Origin of the sequence: Streptomyces sp. NPDC088252, assembly GCF_044740965.1 — a bacterium.
Lineage (GTDB): Bacteria > Actinomycetota > Actinomycetes > Streptomycetales > Streptomycetaceae > Streptomyces.
In genome coordinates this window covers 249143-267787 of sequence record NZ_JBIURS010000002.1, presented here as the reverse complement: position 1 = coordinate 267787, position 18645 = coordinate 249143, and the positions used below count along the sequence as shown (strand labels likewise).

At 71.8% G+C, this 18645-nt stretch carries 17 protein-coding genes and 1 pseudogene; 11 read left to right on the top strand and 7 right to left on the bottom strand.

Annotated elements, in window-relative coordinates:
* Positions 1 to 161: 161 nt before the first annotated feature.
* From ACIOHC_RS04960 to ACIOHC_RS04945, 4 genes are all read left to right on the top strand, one after another.
* Entirely contained in the window at positions 162 to 1037 is an 876-nt protein-coding gene (locus tag ACIOHC_RS04960) for an alpha/beta hydrolase (RefSeq protein ID WP_351084145.1), read from the top strand.
* A 103-nt stretch (positions 1038 to 1140) separates the two neighbouring features.
* Positions 1141 to 2625 (top strand): sensor histidine kinase, encoded by a 1485-nt coding sequence (locus ACIOHC_RS04955; protein ID WP_401841450.1) that lies wholly within the window; start codon positions 1141 to 1143, stop codon positions 2623 to 2625.
* Between the two features lie 5 nt (positions 2626 to 2630).
* A complete protein-coding gene (locus ACIOHC_RS04950; protein WP_351084143.1) occupies positions 2631 to 3314 on the top strand; it encodes a response regulator transcription factor in 684 nt (227 codons plus the stop codon).
* A 70-nt stretch (positions 3315 to 3384) separates the two neighbouring features.
* Positions 3385 to 4623, top strand: coding sequence for a cytochrome P450 (locus tag ACIOHC_RS04945; protein WP_401841448.1), 1239 nt, complete (start codon positions 3385 to 3387; stop codon positions 4621 to 4623).
* Positions 4624 to 4639: 16 nt separating this feature from the next.
* Here ACIOHC_RS04945 and ACIOHC_RS04940 read toward each other — a convergent pair whose 3' ends face one another.
* The 3 genes from ACIOHC_RS04940 to ACIOHC_RS04930 form a co-directional block, all read right to left on the bottom strand.
* On the bottom strand, positions 4640 to 4969 hold the full coding sequence (locus ACIOHC_RS04940; protein WP_351084139.1) for a hypothetical protein: 330 nt from the start codon (positions 4967 to 4969) through the stop codon (positions 4640 to 4642).
* A gap of 125 nt (positions 4970 to 5094) precedes the next feature.
* Positions 5095 to 6747 (bottom strand): ABC transporter permease, encoded by a 1653-nt coding sequence (locus tag ACIOHC_RS04935; protein ID WP_389636147.1) that lies wholly within the window; start codon positions 6745 to 6747, stop codon positions 5095 to 5097.
* On the bottom strand, positions 6744 to 7685 hold the full coding sequence (locus tag ACIOHC_RS04930) for an ABC transporter ATP-binding protein (protein ID WP_365693578.1): 942 nt from the start codon (positions 7683 to 7685) through the stop codon (positions 6744 to 6746). The genes ACIOHC_RS04935 and ACIOHC_RS04930 overlap by 4 nt, the downstream gene beginning before the upstream one ends.
* 101 nt (positions 7686 to 7786) lie before the next feature.
* On the opposite strand from ACIOHC_RS04930, the gene ACIOHC_RS04925 reads away from it, so the two are divergent.
* Positions 7787 to 8329: a MarR family transcriptional regulator gene (locus ACIOHC_RS04925; RefSeq protein WP_351084134.1), complete on the top strand. Its 543-nt coding sequence runs from the start codon at positions 7787 to 7789 to the stop codon at positions 8327 to 8329.
* On the top strand, positions 8329 to 8547 hold the full coding sequence (locus ACIOHC_RS04920; RefSeq protein ID WP_401841444.1) for a hypothetical protein: 219 nt from the start codon (positions 8329 to 8331) through the stop codon (positions 8545 to 8547). The genes ACIOHC_RS04925 and ACIOHC_RS04920 overlap by 1 nt, the downstream gene beginning before the upstream one ends.
* Positions 8548 to 8593: 46 nt before the next feature.
* On the opposite strand, the gene ACIOHC_RS04915 is transcribed toward ACIOHC_RS04920, so the two are convergent.
* Positions 8594 to 9451, bottom strand: coding sequence for a diacylglycerol kinase (locus ACIOHC_RS04915; RefSeq protein ID WP_351084131.1), 858 nt, complete (start codon positions 9449 to 9451; stop codon positions 8594 to 8596).
* A gap of 186 nt (positions 9452 to 9637) precedes the next feature.
* Between ACIOHC_RS04915 and ACIOHC_RS04910 the strand changes: the two genes are divergently transcribed.
* Positions 9638 to 10921, top strand: coding sequence for an adenylosuccinate synthase (locus ACIOHC_RS04910; RefSeq protein ID WP_351084129.1), 1284 nt, complete (start codon positions 9638 to 9640; stop codon positions 10919 to 10921).
* Positions 10922 to 11203: 282 nt separating this feature from the next.
* Positions 11204 to 12118: a glycoside hydrolase family 19 protein gene (locus tag ACIOHC_RS04905; RefSeq protein WP_389636213.1), complete on the top strand. Its 915-nt coding sequence runs from the start codon at positions 11204 to 11206 to the stop codon at positions 12116 to 12118.
* Between the two features lie 85 nt (positions 12119 to 12203).
* Here the strand turns inward: ACIOHC_RS04905 and ACIOHC_RS04900 are convergent, their stop codons facing one another.
* Positions 12204 to 13025: an NAD(P)H-binding protein gene (locus ACIOHC_RS04900; protein ID WP_351084125.1), complete on the bottom strand. Its 822-nt coding sequence runs from the start codon at positions 13023 to 13025 to the stop codon at positions 12204 to 12206.
* A gap of 138 nt (positions 13026 to 13163) precedes the next feature.
* Between ACIOHC_RS04900 and ACIOHC_RS04895 the strand changes: the two genes are divergently transcribed.
* Both ACIOHC_RS04895 and ACIOHC_RS04890 read left to right on the top strand, forming a co-directional pair.
* The gene (locus ACIOHC_RS04895; protein ID WP_401841747.1) at positions 13164 to 13769 is read left to right on the top strand and encodes a TetR/AcrR family transcriptional regulator; all 606 of its coding nucleotides are present in this window, start codon (positions 13164 to 13166) and stop codon (positions 13767 to 13769) included.
* A gap of 292 nt (positions 13770 to 14061) precedes the next feature.
* Positions 14062 to 14946 carry a glycoside hydrolase family 19 protein gene (locus ACIOHC_RS04890; RefSeq protein WP_351084123.1) on the top strand — a complete coding sequence of 295 codons (885 nt, stop codon included), beginning with the start codon at positions 14062 to 14064 and terminating at the stop codon, positions 14944 to 14946.
* Between the two features lie 66 nt (positions 14947 to 15012).
* Here ACIOHC_RS04890 and ACIOHC_RS04885 read toward each other — a convergent pair whose 3' ends face one another.
* On the bottom strand, positions 15013 to 16506 hold the full coding sequence (locus tag ACIOHC_RS04885; RefSeq protein WP_389636214.1) for a helix-turn-helix domain-containing protein: 1494 nt from the start codon (positions 16504 to 16506) through the stop codon (positions 15013 to 15015).
* A 413-nt stretch (positions 16507 to 16919) separates the two neighbouring features.
* On the opposite strand from ACIOHC_RS04885, the gene dnaN reads away from it, so the two are divergent.
* Positions 16920 to 18047, top strand: a complete 1128-nt coding sequence (dnaN, locus tag ACIOHC_RS04880; protein WP_351084121.1) for a DNA polymerase III subunit beta — start codon at positions 16920 to 16922, stop codon at positions 18045 to 18047.
* Here the strand turns inward: dnaN and ACIOHC_RS04875 are convergent.
* Positions 17956 to 18638 (bottom strand): annotated as a pseudogene (locus tag ACIOHC_RS04875) (MFS transporter); the annotation flags it as partial. The gene dnaN and the pseudogene ACIOHC_RS04875 sit on opposite strands and share 92 nt — an antisense overlap.
* Between the last annotated feature and the right edge of the window lie 7 nt (positions 18639 to 18645).

Below are 18645 nucleotides of genomic sequence, written 5' to 3'. Positions count from 1 at the left end.
TTCGTACGGCGGGTCCGCGTCGTGGGTTCGTAGGGCGGGTCCGCGGGGCTGGTGCGCGGGCCGGTTCTGATGGTCCGCCGCCGGTACCGGCGGCCTTCCGTACTGGTACCGTCCCCGCAGGTCAGCCCAGTTGGGCTCAGAGACAGGACGGTTGGAGCAGCATGTCGGATTCTGCCGCGCGTGATCGTGACGCAGCCGAGACCGAGTCGGCCCTCTCGCACCCACCGGTCGCCCCCGATGCGTCCGCCGCCTACGGCAACCACCCCGACCAGCTGATCGACTTCTACGCCCCGCGCGACGGCCGGAGCGGTGCGCCGGTCGTGGTCGTCGTGCACGGCGGGTCCTGGCGGGCGCCGTACGACCGGCAGCACGTGTCGCCGTTCGCGGACTTTCTGGCCCGGCGCGGTTTCGCCGTCGCCAGCGTCGAGTACCGGCGCGGCGGCGAGATCCCGCAGCAACGGGGTTCCGGTCCGGTCGCGGGCCGCTGGCCGGAGACCCTCGACGACGTCGCCGCGGCGATGGACGCGCTGCCGGAGCTGCTGGCGCGGGAGCTTCCGGAGGCCGACGCGCGGCGGATCGTCGTCACCGGGCACTCCGCCGGCGGGCAGCTCGCCCTGTGGGCAGCGGCCCGGCACGTGCTGCCCGAGGGCTCGCCGTGGCGGCTGCCCGCGCCGCCGCCGCTGCGGGGTGTCGTCGCCCTCGCACCGATCGCCGACTTCGCCACGGCCGTCGAGCTGAATGTGTGCTCGGGCGCGGTCGTCCAGTTCCTCGGTGGAGAAGGGGACGTCGAGGAACGCTCCGCGCACGCCGACCCGGCCGCGCTGCTGCCCACCGGGATCGCGACGACGGTGGTGCAGGGCACCACCGACCTCGATGTGCCGCAGGCGGTCTCGGAGGCGTTCGTCGACGCGGCGGCGAAGGCGGGGGAGACGGTGGGGCTGACCCTGCTGCCCGACGTCGGCCACTTCCCGTTGATCGACCCGGCGACCGACGCGTGCGCGGTGGTGGCGGAGGAGCTGGCCCAGCTGGCCTGGTGAGCGGGGCCCGTCGGCGGTCGGGCCCGTAGTACTTGCGACGGACGGCGCAGGATCCGTATCACTGCTGACGACCCGGGCGGCGGTCGGCCCCTACCTTGGGAACGTGACCGAGACCAAGAGCAGAAGCCCTGAGTACCGAATGGCCGCGGGAACGCTGGGCGGCCTGCGGCAGGACCTTTTCCGTGACGCCTTCGAATACCGTCCGCTGGAGCGGATGCGGACCGACGGGCCACTGCTCCGGCAGCTGCCGGAGCGGATGCGCGAGCGTATCGCGTGGACGCCCCACGCGCTGGTCGTCACGGCCGCCCTGTTCGTGGTCCTCATCGGCCTGCTCTCGGCGGACTCCGGCGCTCTGCGTATGGCGGTCAGCACCGTCATGCTCATGCTGCTCCCGGCGATCACCGTACTGATGACGCTGGTCAGGCCGGTCGGCGCGTTCTGGATATCGATGGCGCTCACCCCGTTCGCGGCGGTCGTCGGCGGTCACTACTGGCCATGGGGGCCCAGTACCTTTCTCTCGCATCTGACGGTGCTGGTCGTGGTCGCGGCCCGGACCCGGCCCCGTACCGCCGCCTGGATGTGGGGGCTGACCTTGGCGTTCGGCGGCATGCTGGAGAACGTGGGCGGCTGGGACTCCTCCACCACCACCTCCGTCTTCGCCGTGGTCTCCGCGTTCGCACTGCTGGTGGTGGCCGTGGCCCAGATCCGGCGCGATGCGGAGCGCGAGGTGACCGTGCAGCGCACCGTGACCGCCGTCGAACGCGACCGGCGCACACTGCTCGAGGAGCGCACCACGATCGCCCGGGAGCTGCACGACGTCGTCGCCCACCACATGTCGGTCGTCGCGATCCAGGCCGAGGCCGCCCCGTACCGGGTGGAGAACCCGCCGCCCGAGCTGGAGCAGGCCTTCGCCACGATCCGGGAGAACGCGGTCGCCGCCCTCACCGAACTGCGCCGGGTGCTCGGTGTCGTACGGGCCGAGGACCAGCAGGCGCCGGATGCCCCGCAGCCCACCCTCGCCCAGCTCGACGGGCTCCTCGCCAATGTGCGCGAGGCGGGTCTGGAGACGGAGAAGACGGTCACCGGCGCGGTGCGTGAACTGCCGCAGGGCGTCGAGCTGTCGGCGTACCGGATCATTCAGGAAGCCCTCAGCAACACGCTGCGGCACGCACCGGGTGCGACGGCCAAGGTGGAGATCGGCTACGTGCTGGGCGGGCTCGGCCTGCGCGTCGTCAACGGGCCGCCGACCGGTCCGGTGAAGCCCTCGCCGGGTGCCGGTCACGGGATCACCGGGATGCGGGAGCGGGTCGCGATGCTGGACGGCGACATGACGGCCGTGGCGACGGCGGAGGGCGGCTACGAGATCACGGCCTTCATCCCGGTCCGGCTCGCCGAAGAGCCGCACGAGACACAGGGGCCGCACGAGACACAGGGGCCGCACGGGCCGCACGGCAAGACTGATGAGCCGTACGGGACGGATGAGCCGTACGGGACGGGCGAGAGGCTCGGGGCTCGGCTGGAGAAGCGGGAGATCCGGCCGGCGAAGGCGGAAGAGGCGGAAAAGGCGGAAAAGGCGGAAAGAGCATGACCGGCATGACCACCTCCACCTCCACCACTCCGCCCATCCGGGTGCTGATCGTCGACGACCAGATGATGGTCCGCGAGGGCTTCTCGGTGCTGCTCAACGCCATGCCGGGGATCGAGGTCGTCGGCGAGGCCGTCGACGGCCGACAGGCCATCGCGCAGGTCGCGGCGCTGCGCCCCGATGTGGTGCTGATGGACATCCGGATGCCGGAGCTCAACGGCATCGAGGCCACCCGCGAGATCGTCGCCGCCGACGCGGAGGCCAAGGTGCTGGTGCTGACCACCTTCGACCTCGACGAGTACGTGTACCAGGCGTTGCGTGCCGGGGCGTCGGGCTTCCTCCTCAAGGACGCCTCCGCCCGCCAGCTCGCCGACGGGGTACGGGTGGTCGCCTCCGGCGAGGCGCTGCTCGCCCCGACCGTCACGAAGCGGCTGATCAACGAGTTCTCGAAGCTCGCCGAGGCCCCGCGCCCGCCCGCCCTCGCCCGGATCGGCGACCTCACGGAGCGCGAGACGGAGGTGCTCGTCCTCATCGCGCAGGGGCGGTCCAACTCGGAGATCGCCTCGCGTCTGGTGGTCGCCGAGTCCACCATCAAGACGCATGTGAGCCGCATCCTGGTGAAGCTGGGGCTGCGGGACCGCACCCAGGCGGCCGTCTTCGCGTACGAGGCCCGGCTGGTCACGCCTTCCTGAGGGGGACCGGGGACCCGGGGGGACCGGGCGGGGGTGGTCGGCGGGCGGTGGGTCCGGTTAGCGTCCGCATATGCACCCGTCCCCCCGTTCCGTGGCCGATGCCCCCTTCGGCTCGTTCGACCCCTGGTCCCCGGCGTTCGTCGCCGACCCGTACCCCGCCTACGCCACCCTGCGCGCCGCCGGCCGGGTGCACTACTTCGAGCCGACCGACCAGTGGCTCGTCCCGCACCACGCCGATGTGTCCGCGCTGCTGCGCGACCGCCGCCTGGGCCGTACGTACCTGCACCGTTTCACCCACGAGGAGTTCGGCCGCACACCGCCGCCCGCCGAGCACGAGCCCTTCCACACCCTGAACGGACAGGGGCTCCTCGACCTGGAGGCGCCCGACCACACCCGGATCCGGCGCCTGGTCTCGAAGGCGTTCACCCCGCGTACGGTCGAGCAACTCGTTCCGACCGTGCAACGGCTGGCCGCCGGGCTGGTGGACTCCTTCGTGGAGGCGGGCGGCGGCGATCTGCTCAAGGCGGTCGCCGAACCGTTGCCCGTGGCTGTCATCGCCGAGATGCTCGGCATCCCGGAGTCCGAGCGCGCCCCGCTGCGGCCCTGGTCGGCGGCGATCTGCGGAATGTTTGAACTGAACCCGTCCGACGACACCGCCCGTGCCGCCGTGCGCGCCTCGCTCGAATTCTCCGCGTATCTGCGCGAGCTGATCGAGGAGCGGCGGAAGAACCCCGGTACGGATCTGATCTCCGCGCTCATCGCCGCCCATGACGAGGGGGAGCGGCTGAGCGAGCAGGAGATGGTCTCCACCTGCGTACTGCTGCTCAACGCGGGCCATGAGGCGACCGTCAACACCACGGTGAACGGCTGGTGGACCCTGCTGCGTCACCCCGAGCAGCTGGCCGCCCTGCGCGCCGACCACGGGCTGCTGCCGACCGCGGTCGAGGAGCTGATGCGGTACGACACTCCGCTGCAGATGTTCGAGCGCTGGGTGCTCGACGACATCGAGATCGACGGCACGGTCATTCCGCGTGGTTCCGAGGTGGCCCTGCTCTTCGGTTCCGCCAACCGCGATCCGGCCCGCTTCCCGGCCCCGGACACCCTGGACCTCTCCCGCCGGGAGAACCCGCACATCACCTTCGGCGCGGGCATCCACTTCTGCCTGGGCGCCCCGCTGGCCCGGGTCGAACTGGCCGCTTCCTTCGGCGAGCTGCTGCGCCGCGCCCCGAACCTGCGACTGGCGGCCGAGCCCGAGTGGAACCCGGGCTATGTGATCAGGGGCCTGAAGGGACTCCGCGTCGAGCTGTGACGGGGCCGGCCGGGGCTCAGCACTTCGGCCCACAGTTCATCGGCGGCCCGTCCAGCACGTCGAACGCCACTCCGAAGCCGGCCAGGGCCGTGAGGAGCACCGCCGCCCCGAGGGCAGGCCGCCACGCGCGCTGAACGAGGACGAAGAGGGTGAGCCCGGCCGCGATGCCGCCGAGGATCATGACCGGCAACCCGAGCCAGAGCACGTTCCACTCCGACTCGCCCTCGAAGCCGCCGAAGATGCCGCGTCGGCCGTACGGGGCCCAGGCGAGCATCCCGGCGGCGCCGCCGGCGGCGGCGATCGCGCATCCGGCGACCCCGCGGAGGGCTTCGCGTCGGTTGTCCATGATCTGGAGGACGCCTGCGCTTCGCCGGAAGGTTGCACCCTCGGGGCCTCGGGCCCCGGGTCCTCGGGGCCCGAAGTCCCGGGGCGCCGAAGTCCCGAAGCCCGGGTGACCGCCCACGGGCGCCGTCAGGTCAGGACATCGCGTCGCCGCAAGGCCCCCACCCCGGCCCCCACCAGCACCACCGCAGCCGAGGTCAGCGCCAGCACCGGGCCCCACTCCATCCCCGTGCCCCCCGGCAGCTTCGGCAGGTGCGTGAACGGTGACACGTCCATCACCGGCTGCGGCAGATCGATGGCGGGCCCGATCCACCCCAGCGCCAGGCAGATCCCGGCCACGCCCCACGACGCCACCGCCGCCTTCGGGAGCGCCCCGTACAGCAGGACCGCCACCCCGCCGAGCAACCAGACCGCCGGTAGCTGCACCAGCGACGCACCCAGCACGGCCGGGAGGTCGTGTCCGTATCCAGCGGCCAGGCCGAGGCCGCCGACCGCCATGATCAGGGCCGCGCCACCGAACGCGATGACCAGATGACCGGCCGCCCACCCGATCCGGCCCACCCCGCCCGCCAGCACCGGTTCGGCACGCCCGGCGGTCTCCTCGCCGTACAGCCGCAGCACCGACGCGACGATGTACAGCGCCGCGACCATCCCGAGCATGGAGACCATCGCCGCGAGGAACGCGTCGGTCAGTCCGGCCTGTCCGCCCATCCGCTCGAAGATCTCCCGCGTCTTCGCGTTGTCGCCGACGAGGTCCGCCGCCCCGCCGGTCAGTCCGCCGAAGACGGCACCGACCGCGGCGAAGGACGACGTCCACCCGGTCAGTGCACCGCGCTGGAGCCGCAACGCGAGTCCGAACGCCGTGGAGATCCGCCCCTGCGCGGGTCCGGGCCGGGCCGCCAGGAAGCTCATGCCGACATCACGCCGCCCCGCCAGGACGTACGCGAAGGCTGCCTGGACCGCGACGGCGCCCGCGATGAGCAGCAGCACCCACCAGCGCTCGTCCCCGTACGCGCGTACGTTCTGCGCCCAGCCGACGGGGGAGAGCCAGGTCAGTACGGACGAGCCGTCGTCCGTCGCCGAGTCGCCCGCCGCCTTCAGCACGAACGCGGCACCGATCACCGCCGCCGTGATCCCCTTCGCGAGCCGTGCGCTCTCGGTGAACTGAGCGGCGATCGCGGCGGTACAGGCGAACAGCAGGCCTGTACCGGCGACGGCTAGGGCGAGCGCCACCGCTCCGGCGCCGCCCGCGCCGGAGCCGGCCGTACCGGCGGCGATCACCAGTGCCAGCGCGGTGTCGGCGATCAGCGCGGCGAGGAGTGCGGAGGTCAGCGGGGCGCGGCGCCCCACCATGGCGGAGGAGAGCATCTCCTGACGGCCGGTCTCCTCTTCCTCCCTGGTGTGCCGGATGACGACGACCAGGCTCATCACGGCCGCCAGCGCCCCGCCGAAGCCGGCCATCCGCCAGCTGACGAGCCCGCCGACGGAGTCGTCGAAGACCGGCCCGTACAGCGCCCGGATCGAGCTGTTGCCGTTCATCGACGCGGCGAGCTCGGCGCGCTGGGCGGCGGTGTCGTACAGCGAGGCGAAGGACTTGCCGACGGAGGAGAAGGAGGCGCCGAGCACGAGCACCCAGATCGGCATCATGATCCGGTCGCGCCGCAGCGCGAGCCTCAGCAGGGTCCAGGTGCCGGTGAGCCGCCCGGCCCCGGCCCCGGATCCGGTCCCGGCCCCGGTCCGGCGCCCCGCACCGGCCGGTGCGGTCGTGGTCACGGCAGTCATCGCGCCGCCACCCCCACACCGTCGCCGCTGCCCGGCGTGCCCGCCGTGCCCGTCGCGTCGGACGTGTAGTGACGGAGGAAGAGCTCCTCCAGCGTGGGCGGGGTGCTGGTCAGCGTCCGTACCCCCGAGGCGGAGAGCGACTTGAGGACCGCGTCCAGCTTGTCCGTGTCGACCCGGAGCGTGACCCGTAGGCCCTGGACGTCGAGGTCGTGGACGCCGGGCAGCTGCGCGAGCCCGTCCGGAGCAGCGGCCAGTTCGGCGGTGATGTTCGTACGGGTCAGATGGCGCATGTCCGCCAGCGAACCCGTCTCCACCGTCCGCCCCTGGCGGATGATGCTGACCCGGTCGCAGAGCGATTCGACCTCGCTGAGGATGTGGCTGGACAGCAGGATCGTCCGCCCGCGCGCACGCTCCTCGGCGACGCAGCCCTGGAAGACCTCCTCCATCAGCGGATCGAGCCCGCTCGTCGGTTCGTCGAGGATCAGCAGATCCACGTCCGAGGCGAACGCGGCGACGAGGGCGACCTTCTGCCGGTTGCCCTTGGAGTACGTACGCCCCTTCTTCGTCGGGTCCAGCTCGAAGCGCTCGACGAGGTCGGCGCGCCGGGTCCGGTCGAGGCCGCCGCGCAGCCGCCCGTACAGATCGATCACCTCGCCGCCGGAGAGGTTGCGCCACAGCGTGACGTCACCCGGGACGTACGCCACCCGCCGGTGGAGCTCGACCGCGTCGTGCCACGGGTCGCGGCCGAGCAGCTGGGTGGCGCCGGAGTCGGCCCGCAGCAGCCCCAGGAGCACCCGGATGGTGGTGGACTTCCCGGAGCCGTTGGGCCCGAGGAAGCCGTGGACCTCACCGGTCTCGACCGTGAGGTCGAGGCCGTCCAGCGCATGCGTCCGACCGAACGACTTGTGCAGCCCGGCCACCGTGATTGCCTTCGTCATGTTTTTGAAGGTACGCTACGTTCACAAATTTGTGAAGTTAAGGAAGCGTATAAAGTTGGGTCACAGGCGGGGGTCGGGGAACCAGGGGAGACGATCGGGTCATGACCAGCGAATCCGAGCAGAACACGCGTGACGAGCGCGACGAGCAGGCCGTGTCGCGGTTCGTGGAGCGGTTCGCGTCGGAGATGACCGAGGCGGGGATGCAGCGGATGGCCTCCCGCGTCTTCGCCGCGCTCCTCGCGGACGACGACGGGTCGATGACCTCCGCAGAGCTCGCCGTGGCGTTGCAGATCAGCCCGGCGGCCGTGTCCGGCGCGGTCAATTACCTCACGCAGGTCAGCATGGTCGGCCGCGAACGCGATCCGGGCTCGCGCCGGGATCGCTACCGCCTGCACGACGAGGTCTGGTACACCACCTTCACCCAGCGCGACCGGGTGCTCACCCGCTGGGAGAACACCCTCAAGGACGGCGCCCGCACCCTGGGCGAGCACACCCCGGCCGGCGCCCGGCTCGCCGAAACAGCGGCGTTCTTCGAGTTCGTGCAGGAGGAGCTGGCCGGCGTGATGGAGCGCTGGCGCGTCCACCGCAAAACACTCGACCTCCCGGCGGCCGACGAGCGCGGGGGACAGAAAACGGGCGCCTGATGAGCGCGGGGGACAGTGCGCGGGCGCCCGACGAGGGCCCGGAGGCCGCGCTGGACACGCACAGCAGGGCGTACCGCAGCGTCCGGGTCTCGGGAGCGACCACGGCCGTCCCACGGCAGATCCAGCGCGACCGGGGTTCGGCCCGCCCCCGCGTCCGCCCCCGCGTCCGCCCCCGCGTCCGCCCCCGCGTCCGCCCCCGGCCCGGCCGCACCGCCTGAACCGCCCGACATCTCCGGCCCCCTCGCCTCGGTCCCGCGTCGGACGCTACCCCTCGTCCGCCGGCAGCATCAGCCCCCAGGCGCCCGCCCGTACCGTCCAGGTCCTCGTCCGGACCGGACCGGCGACCTGTATGTCCGCCCGGTAGCGGAAGTCCGCGCCCGAGACCGTGACGGCCTTCGCCTCCGCCGTGACCGGTTCGGCCGCCGGAGGGCGGATCACCACCTCCGCGAGGCCCCCGTCGCCGCCCTGCGAGGTCACCGTCACCGACTCGACCGGGCGGTCCAGATCGTTCAGCAGGACGCCGTCCGCCTCCACCCGCAACCGGTGCGTCGGTTGCGGGGCGGGCGGTGTCTGCGGGATGGGGCGCACCAGCGTGCGGACCAGGGAGCGGCAGGTGTCCCAGACCGCCGTGACCCCCGTATGGGCGGCCACGGCGCCCGGCAGCGCGCCCAGGGCCGGGATGTGCAGCGCCCCCAGGACCACGCCGTCGCTGTCGTCGACCAGCAGGTCCAGCCTGCGCACCGCCCCGTCCAGCGCGGTGCGCGCCGCCGCCACCGCGCCCAGCGGCACGCCGAGCGACCGGGCGAGTTCCAGCGCGGCCGAGGCGCCGACCGGGATCAGCGAGAGAGCGGCCTGGGCGGGCTCGCGCTCCCGGTGGAGCAGGGCCACCGCCCGCCGCAGCGCCCGGTCGTCGCCGACCACCACCGGGCGCCGACCGCCCCGGCGGGACAAGGCCCGCGCGAACTCCTCGGGACCGTCGGGCAGGCAGATCTTGGCGTGCGAACCGGCGCTCAGTACGTCCTTCGCGATACGGACGGACTCGCCGTCGGTCCGGCGGGCCATCGGGTCGATGACCACCAGCAGCTGGTGCGTACCGTCGCCGGGGGGCTGGGCAGCCGACACCTCGGTCCTTCCTCGGGTAGCATCTTGGTGCAAGAGCCCCTTGCGCTATTGCGCCAGGGGCTTCGTCTATTCCGGGGCACCCGGTTCGACGGTTCAGGCATTGCCGTACAACGACGTACGGCATGTACGACGTTTACGTACACCCCCTGACCTTGGACATGCCCCGCCCGGAAGGGGTGTACGCCTGTGCCCGCACTTGTGCTGCTCGGTGCTCAGTGGGGTGACGAGGGCAAGGGAAAGGCCACCGACCTCCTCGGTGGATCCGTGGACTATGTGGTGCGCTACCAAGGTGGCAACAACGCCGGCCACACGGTGGTCGTCGGCGACCAGAAGTACGCACTTCATCTTCTCCCCTCCGGAATCCTTTCGCCGGGGTGCACCCCGGTCATCGGAAACGGTGTCGTCGTCGACCCGGCCGTCCTGCTCTCCGAGCTGAGTGGGCTGAACGAGCGCGGCGTGGACACGTCCAAGCTGCTGATCAGCGGTAATGCCCATTTGATCACCCCGTACAACGTCACCGTCGACAAGGTGACGGAACGGTTCCTCGGGAAGCGCAAGATCGGCACGACCGGCCGCGGCATCGGCCCGACGTACGCCGACAAGATCAACCGTGTGGGCATCCGGGTCCAGGACCTCTACGACGAGTCGATCCTGGAGCAGAAGGTCGAGGCGGCCCTGGAGCAGAAGAACCAGCTCCTCGCCAAGGTCTTCAACCGGCGCGCCATCGAGTCCGGCAAGATCGTCGAGGAGATGCTCCAGTACGCGGAGCAGATCAAGCCCTACATCGCCGACACGACGCTTGTCCTGAACAACGCCATCGACGAGGGCAAGGTCGTTCTCTTCGAGGGCGGTCAGGGCACGCTGCTCGACGTCGACCACGGCACGTACCCCTTCGTCACCTCGTCGAACCCGACCGCGGGCGGCGCCTGCACCGGTTCCGGCGTGGGCCCGACGAAGATCAGCCGGGTCATCGGCATCCTCAAGGCATACACCACGCGCGTCGGTGCGGGCCCGTTCCCGACGGAGCTGCTCGACGAGGACGGCGAGGCGCTGCGCCGGATCGGCGGCGAGCGCGGTGTCACCACCGGCCGTGACCGTCGCTGCGGCTGGTTCGACGCGGTGATCGCGCGGTACGCGACCCGGGTCAACGGTCTCACCGACTTCTTCCTCACCAAGCTGGACGTGCTGACCGGCTGGGAGCAGATCCCGGTGTGCGTCGCGTACGAGATCGACGGCAAGCGCGTTGAGGAACTCCCGTACAGCCAGACCGACTTCCACCACGCGAAGCCGGTCTACGAGATGCTGCCGGGCTGGTCCGAGGACATCACGAAGGCCAAGACCTTCGCCGATCTGCCGAAGAACGCTCAGGCGTACGTGAAGGCGCTGGAGGAGATGTCCGGCGCCCCGATCTCCGCGATCGGCGTCGGCCCCGGCCGCACCGAGACGATCGAGATCAACTCCTTCCTGTAGGGCTTTTCGCAGGAGCGGTGAACGTGCCAGGAGGGCCGGGACGGCGAGTCCCGGCCCTCCTGGCGTCCGGTCGGTCGTCGCCCGTCAACGGGGCGTCCGACAGCTCGGCGCGCGGGGCCCCGCCCGCTCTCCGGAGCACCGGACCCTGATGGTCTAGACCTTGACAGGTTCAGACCATCAGGGCTTGAGTGGCGGGATGTCCGGACGGCCCGCCGACGTGTTCGGCGCGCCCCGTCGAAGGAGTGAGCTGCGCTGAACCGCATCAAGAGCCTTCTGACCGTGCTGAGCGCCGTCGTCGCGACGGCCGCGTTCCTCCCCGCCGCGTCCGCTTCCGCCGCCACGACGGCCGCCGGATCCGCTTCCGCCGCCACGACGGCCGCCGCGTCCGCTTCCGCCGCCACGACGGCCGCATCATCCGTACAGTGCGCGCCCGTATGGGATTCCTCGACCGCGTACTCGGCGGGCGGCACCGTCTCGCACCACGGTCGTAACTGGGCGGCCAAGTGGTGGACGCGGAACGAGAATCCGGGTGCCACGACCGTCTGGGCCGACCGGGGGGCCTGCGCCGGCGGCGTCTCGGACTTCGTCGTCGGCGAGGCGCAGTTCGACGCGATCTTCCCGGACCGGAACCCCTTCTACACGTACCAGGGACTGATCGACGCCCTGCGCGCCTATCCGCGTTTCGCGAACACCGGGACGCCGGCCACGCGGGCCCGGGAGGCCGCGGCGTTCCTGACCCACGCCGATTTCGAATCGGTCGGCCTGCGGTACGTGAAGGAGATCAACGAGGCCGACTACTGGCGCAAGTGCGACTACGGCCGGCCGTACGGCTGCCCGGCGGGGCGGACGGCCTACTACGGCCGCGGCCCGATCATGTTCAGCTGGAACTTCAACTACAAGGCCGCGGGCGACGCGCTCGGCCTGGATCTCCTGAACAACCCCTGGCTGGTCGAGCAGGATCCGGCCATCGCGTGGCAGACGGCCCTGTGGTACTGGAACACCCAGAACGGCCCCGGCACCATGACCTCGCACGACGCCATGGTCGGCGGTGCGGGCTTCGGTGAGACGATCCGTTCGCTCAACGGCGCCCTGGAGTGCGACGGCGGCAACCCCGCCTCCGTCGCGGCGCGAGTCGCCACGTACGAGCGGATCACCGCCGTCCTCGGTACGCCGCCGGGCTCCCGGCTGTCCTGCTGACGGGCCGGACCGCGCGGCGCCGCGGCCGGCCCGGGACGGTCGGTGGTGGCCTCGGCCGGAGTGCGCCGGGGGTCGGCCGGAGTGCTCAGCGGAAGGCCGCGGCAGCGCGTGCGGCCCAGGCGGCGAAGGTGCCCGGCGCCCGGCCCAGAACACGCTCGACATCGGGGCTCACCCGCTGCTCGTCGTCCGTGGGTTCGCCCAGGATGGCCAGCGTTCCCTCGACCACGGGAAGCGGCATGAACCGTGCCATCAGCGCATGGGCCTCCTCGCGGGTCTGCTCGGTGAACCGCACCGGTTCGCCCAGGGCGGCGGCGATCGCCGCCGCCCGCTCGCGCGGGGAGGTCGCGGCCGGGCCGGTCAGGGTGTATGTCGCGCCCGGGTGAGTGTCCTCGCGCAGGACGACGGCGGCGACCGCCGCCACATCCGCCGGGTCGACGAAGGGCAGACCGATGTCGGCGAACGGCGCCGCGGCCTCCCGCCGCTCGCGGATCGACTCGGCCCACGCGAGGGCGTTGGTGGCCATCCCGCCCGACCGCAGGACCGTCCAGTCGAGCCCGGACTCCCGCACCGCCGCTTCGAACAGCAGTGGATGCCGGTACGCCTGGGGGCGGGTCCCCGCTCCCTGCGAGGACAACAGCACCACCTTGCGCACCCCGGCGGTCCTCGCCACGTCCAGGATGCCGTGCGGATCGTCGCCCGCCACCAGCAGGAACAGCGTCTCGGCCCCGTCGAACGCGCCCTGCAGACCGGCCGGTTCGGCCAGGTCGGCGGCCACCGCCCGGACCCCCGGCGGTACGTCGGCGCCGGTGATGTGCCGGGCCACGGCGGTCACCGGCACCCGGGCATCGGTGAGGATCCGCACCAGCTCCCGTCCGACGTTCCCCGTCGCACCTGTCACCACGATCATGCCGGTCTCCTTCGTTGGAAATGAGTCGGTGGAATGAGTCGGTGAAGCGAGTGAGTAAGTTGACTGACTCACTTCGATGGCTGGACGCTAGCACGGCCGGGTCGGGTGCTGTCTATAGTCAGTCGGGTGACTGACTCAATGGATTCCCGGCGCCCTCAGGCCAAGGCCGCCGGCAAGCGGCAGCGGCTGACGGCCGCCGCCGCGCGGGTTCTGCACGAGCAGGGCGTGGAGCGCACGACCATCGCCGACATCGCCCGGGCCGCCGATGTCCCGGCGGGCAACGTGTACTACTACTTCAAGACCAAGGGGGAACTGGTCGAGGCCGCCCTCTCCGAACACACCAGGCACCTGGAGGAACTGACCGGCACCCTCGACCGGCTCGCCGACCCGCGCGAGCGTCTCAAGGGTCTGGTGGACGCGTGGGTGGGCCGGCGTGAGGTCGCGGCCCGTTACGGCTGCCCCACCGGCACCCTCGCCATGGAACTCGACAAGCGCGCCGAGGGTGGCCTCGATCTCGCGGCGGGCCGCGTCGTACGGCAGCTGCTGGACTGGGCGGAGCGGCAGTTCCGCGAGATGGGGGCGGCCGACCCCGAGGGTCTCTCGCTGGCGCTCGTCGGCGCCTATCAGGGCATGTCGCTGCTCTCCAGTGCGCTGCGCGATCCGGAGATCATGACGCGTGAGGGAGCCCGTCTCGTCGGCTGGCTCGACGCGCTGGACGCGCCCGCGGGCAACGGTGGTGGCTGACCGGCCGGCCGGTCCGTTGTTCCGCATGCTGGACGGGCCCGAAGGTTTTACCTTCGGGCCGCCCCATGTTCCGGACCATGATCCGGATTAATCCCTTCCGGAATCACTCCTGTTGGGGGCGGGTCCGGCGGTGCGAGGGTGTCGCGGCCCCGCTCCCGGGCACTCCTTCGGGGAATTTTCCCTGTCTTGGTCTAGACCTTGACAGGTTCAGACCAGCGGCGCTTGAGTGACCGTCAACCCCCCCATGGCGGCACACCGTCCAGCCGGTGCGCCGCGCCGAAGGAGTGATCACGTGATCAGACGCATCATGGGCCTGCTCGCCGCGCTGGGCGCGGTCGTCGCGATGCTTGTCGTCCTTCCCGCCACCACCGCAGCGGCTGCCGACTGCGCGGCACCCTGGAACTCCTCGTCCGTCTACACCGGCGGCGGAACGGCCTCCTACAACGGGCACAACTGGACCGCCAAGTGGTGGACCCAGAACGAGACCCCCGGCAGCTCCGACGTCTGGGCGGACCAAGGCAGTTGTGGCGGTGGCGGTACGGACCCGGGCAACCCGTCCGGCTTCGTCGTCAGCGAGGCGCAGTTCAACCAGATGTTCCCGAACCGGAATCCGTTCTACACGTACGGCGGACTGACCGCGGCGCTGAGCGCCTACCCGGGCTTCGCGAACACCGGCAGCGACACCGTCAAGCGTCAGGAGGCGGCGGCGTTCCTCGCCAACGTCAGCCACGAGACGGGCGGTCTGGTGTACGTGGTCGAGCAGAACACGGCCAACTACCCCCACTACTGCGACAGCAGCCAGCCCTACGGTTGCCCGGCCGGCCAGGCCGCCTACTACGGCCGCGGCCCGATCCAGCTCAGCTGGAACTTCAACTACAAGGCCGCCGGTGACGCGCTCGGCATCGACCTGCTGGGCAACCCGTACCTGGTCGAGCAGAACGCCTCGGTCGCCTGGAAGACCGGCCTCTGGTACTGGAACACCCAGAACGGACCCGGCACCATGACCGCCCACAACGCCATGGTGAACGGCGCCGGATTCGGCGAGACCATCCGCTCCATCAACGGTTCCCTGGAGTGCAACGGCGGCAACCCCGCCCAGGTCCAGAGCCGCATCGACCGTTACCAGGCATTCGTCCAGATCCTCGGCACCACCCCCGGTTCCAATCTGAGCTGCTGACCCCCGTACCCCCCACCCGACGGGGGCGTGCCCGGCCGCTTCGGCCGGACGCGCCCCCGTTTCGGTTCACCGGACGGCGCCGTCGGCTCCCGCGACGTCCAGCGCCCGGAAGGCCAGCCACAGGTCGTACCGCGCGCTCGGTGCCTGCAGCAGCGAGCGCTGAAGAGTGGATTCGAGACGCGTGAGGCGCTTGCGGACCCCCGGCACCGAAAGGCCCAACGCGGCGGCCGTGGGCCCGAGCCGGGCCTCGCAGTCCAGCCAGGTGCGCAGCGTCGTCCGCGGATCGGCGGTGCTCGGGGCGGCGCCGGACGCGGTGAGCGGGCGCAGTTGCTGGGCCGCCCACTCCTGGACGGCCGGCTCGCGCAGGATGTCGTCGAGCCGGTGGGGCGGCCGGGGCGCCGCCTCGTCAGGGGGGACCGCCCGCAGCACGGAGGGTGTGGCGCGCACGCGCAGGGCCAGATCGAGGGCGGCCTGGTCGGCGACCCGGCCCAGGTCGAGGCCGATCAGCTCGCCGATCAGCCGGAGCCGTGCCGTCAGCGTGTTCCGATGGATCTTCAGGTGCTGCGTCGCGTGCGTGGCGAACGCGAGCCAGGAGGCCAGCGTCGCCGAGAGTTCCTGGCTGCCCGGGTCATGGCTGCGCCGCGGTACGTGTGTGAGCAGCGGGTTCAGCAGCGCGTCCGCCCACCGTGCGCCGGCCGCGCCGACGACCAGGGCGGCCTCCGGCGCCGAGCCGAAGCGGGCGTGCCGTGCGGGCAGCCGGCGGGCCACGGCCAGGGCATGGAAGGCCTGGCGGTATCCGGTCGCGGTGTCGGACAGCGGTACGTCCTCGCTCGCCCCCACGACGCACTCGTCCACCGCGTCGGCTACCCGGCGGCCGAGTTGCCGTTCGGCGGCGGCGTCCGGACCGGCGGGCACGACAAGGATCAGATGACGCGCGTACACCGGACAGCGCACGATCCAGGACCGGCCGCCGGAGAGCTCCGCGCAGTTCCGCGCCACCTCGTCCCGGCGGCCTGTCGGGCACTCCACGACACACACCTGTACGGGGTCGGGCAACGCGGGCCTCAGCGCGCCCGCCACCTGATGCGCGATGGACAACTGGCCGGTCATGAGCAGATGCAGCACCGCCTCCCGGTTGCGCGACTCCGCCAGGTCGACGCGTCGGCGCTTGCGTTCCACGGACTCCGCGGCCCAGCACGTGGCGAGCGGCATCGCGACATCGGAGAGAAGCCCGACGAGGCCGTCCGGCAGCGGGCGCGGGGCGACGACGGCCAGGACCGGGGGAGAGGCGTCGGGCGGGCCGTCCAGGGGGAACAGCAGCACGGTGCGTGAACCCCGGTCGAACGAGAAGGAGCGCGCGCCGAGCGCTGCCAGTTCCCTGGCGCCCTCGGTGGCCAGCGCGGCGGCCTCGGCGGCATCGGTGACCGTGCTGTCCGGGCCCCGGACCACGCCGTGCAGGACGGTGCCGTCCCCGTCGAGCAGTCCGGCCCAGCCCTCCGCCCGGCCGGACACCCAGCGCAGCAGCTCCCGCGATCCGCCGGAACGGGCCAGCCGGTGCATCCGCAGTACGTCGTCGGCCCGTTCCCGCGCGTACACGCGCCCTCCGCTCCCCGCGCCGTTGCGCCTTCGTGCCTCCACGCTTCCGCGCTCCCGAAAAAACCGGAGTGCAGCGTACCGGGTCTGGCCGTGCGGACTGATACCTCCGGCGGCTCACACAGTGCGAACTGAATCTTTCTGTCGTGTACCCGAAGTCCTAGAGTCCGAACACGGTCGCGGGGCCCTTCGGGGGAGGGGCACACGGGGACGACGGCAGCGGCTCACGGGGGTGGCCGCTGTCGTCGGCCGCGGCCGGTCCTTCCTTCTCCCCTTCTCCTTCCTCCCGTTGTCGCTCCTGCTCCCGTTGTCAGTGGTGGCCCCTAGGGTCGGCTCACGATCAGGATCACGATCAGAGACGACCGGGAGAGGCCGCCCCCATGGAGTTCCGCATCGAGCGCAGCGCACTGACCGATGCCGTGGCCTGGGCGGCCCGCGTGCTGCCCACGCGCTCTCCCGTACCCGTGCTGGGCGGGCTGCTGGTGGAGGCGGCCGACGGCCGGCTGCGCATCTCGGGTCTCGACTACGAGGCTTCCGCGTGCATCGAGGTGGAGGCGGAGACCGTACGGGCCGGGAAGGTGCTGGTGATGGGCCGGCGGCTGCTCGATGTCTGCCGGGTGCTGCCCGAGGGCGCGGTGGAATGCGCGGTCGAGGGCTCACGTTTCTCGCTGGCCGGTGACAGTGCCCGATTCGGGCTCTCGGTACTGCCGTTGGACGACTATCCGTCGCTGCCGTCCCTGCCGGAGGTGCTCGGCGCGGTGGACGCGGAGGAGTTCGCCGCGGCCGTCGTCCATGTGGCGGTGGCGGCGGGCCGGGACGACACGCTGCCGACCCTGACCGGTATCCGGCTGGCCCTCGACGGCGACACGATGACGCTCGCCGCCACCGACCGCTACCGCTTCGCGGTACGCACGCTCCCGTGGAAGCCCGGCAAGGACGGGGTCTCGGTCGATGTCGTGGTCTCCGCCCGCAGGCTGACGGAGATCGCCCGCTCCTTCGGCGGGTCCGGAATGGTCCGGCTCGCGCTGGACGCCGGTTCGGTCGGTTTCGAACTGGCCGGGATGCGGACCACGGTGCGTCTGCTGGACGGCCGACTGCCGCGCCACGACAAGCTGTTCGCGATGAAGGACCCCGTCTCCGCGCTGACGGACCGGGCCCCCCTGGTCGAGGCCGTCAAGCGCGTCGCGGTGGTCGCGGAGGGTGGCAGTCCGCTCCAACTGACCTTCTCCGGCGGCTCGGTGCTGCTGCAGGCGGGTTACGAGGACGATGTCGCCTCCCAGCGTCTTCCGGCCGTTCTCGACGGCACCGATGAGCTGACGGTCGCCTTCAACCCCTCGTATCTGATGGACGCACTGGCCTCGTTCCACGCGCCCGTGATCCGGTTCGAGCTGCTGGGCCCCGGCCAGCGTGCGATGGTCACCGGGTGGGCGTCCAAGGAGGACGCCGTGGCGCAGGCGTCGCAGCCGGCGCACCAGCATCTGCTGATGTCGGCCCGGCCGCTGGTGTAGGACGGCCGGGCACGGGACGGGGCCCGGGTGCCCCGGGCTCCCCCAGGGTGCGCCGGAGAATCCAGCCGAAGGTGGGCAGCGCGATCAGCGGCGCGAGTGCGGTCTGCAAGGACGTGGCGTCGGCGACGGCGCCGATGAGCGGCCCCGCGATGCCGCCGATGCTGACGGCCAGGCCCAGGGTGATGCCGCTCGCGGTGCCCACACGCCGGGGCAGGTAGTCCTGGCCGAGCGTGACATGCAGGGAGAAGGGCACGTACAGACCGGCCGAGGTGAGGGCGACGAACCCGTAGAACAGCGGGCCGGGGACGAAGACCACACCGGCCACGGCGAGGACGCTCAGCGCGTAGGACCACTGGACGACGGGGATGCGGCCGTGGCGGGCGGCGAGCTTCCCCCCCCCGTCACGGTGCCCACGGCACCCCCGAGGTAGAGGACGAACAGCGCGGCCGTACCGGCGACTTCTCCTCCGCCGGTGCGCAGCCGCACGTACAGCGAGATGAAGGCGCTCAGGCCGACGAAGACGATCGATCGGCACACGATGGCCCCCGTCAGCTTCAGGAAGGACGCCCAGTCGTCCCGGCCGGGGCCCCGCTCGCCT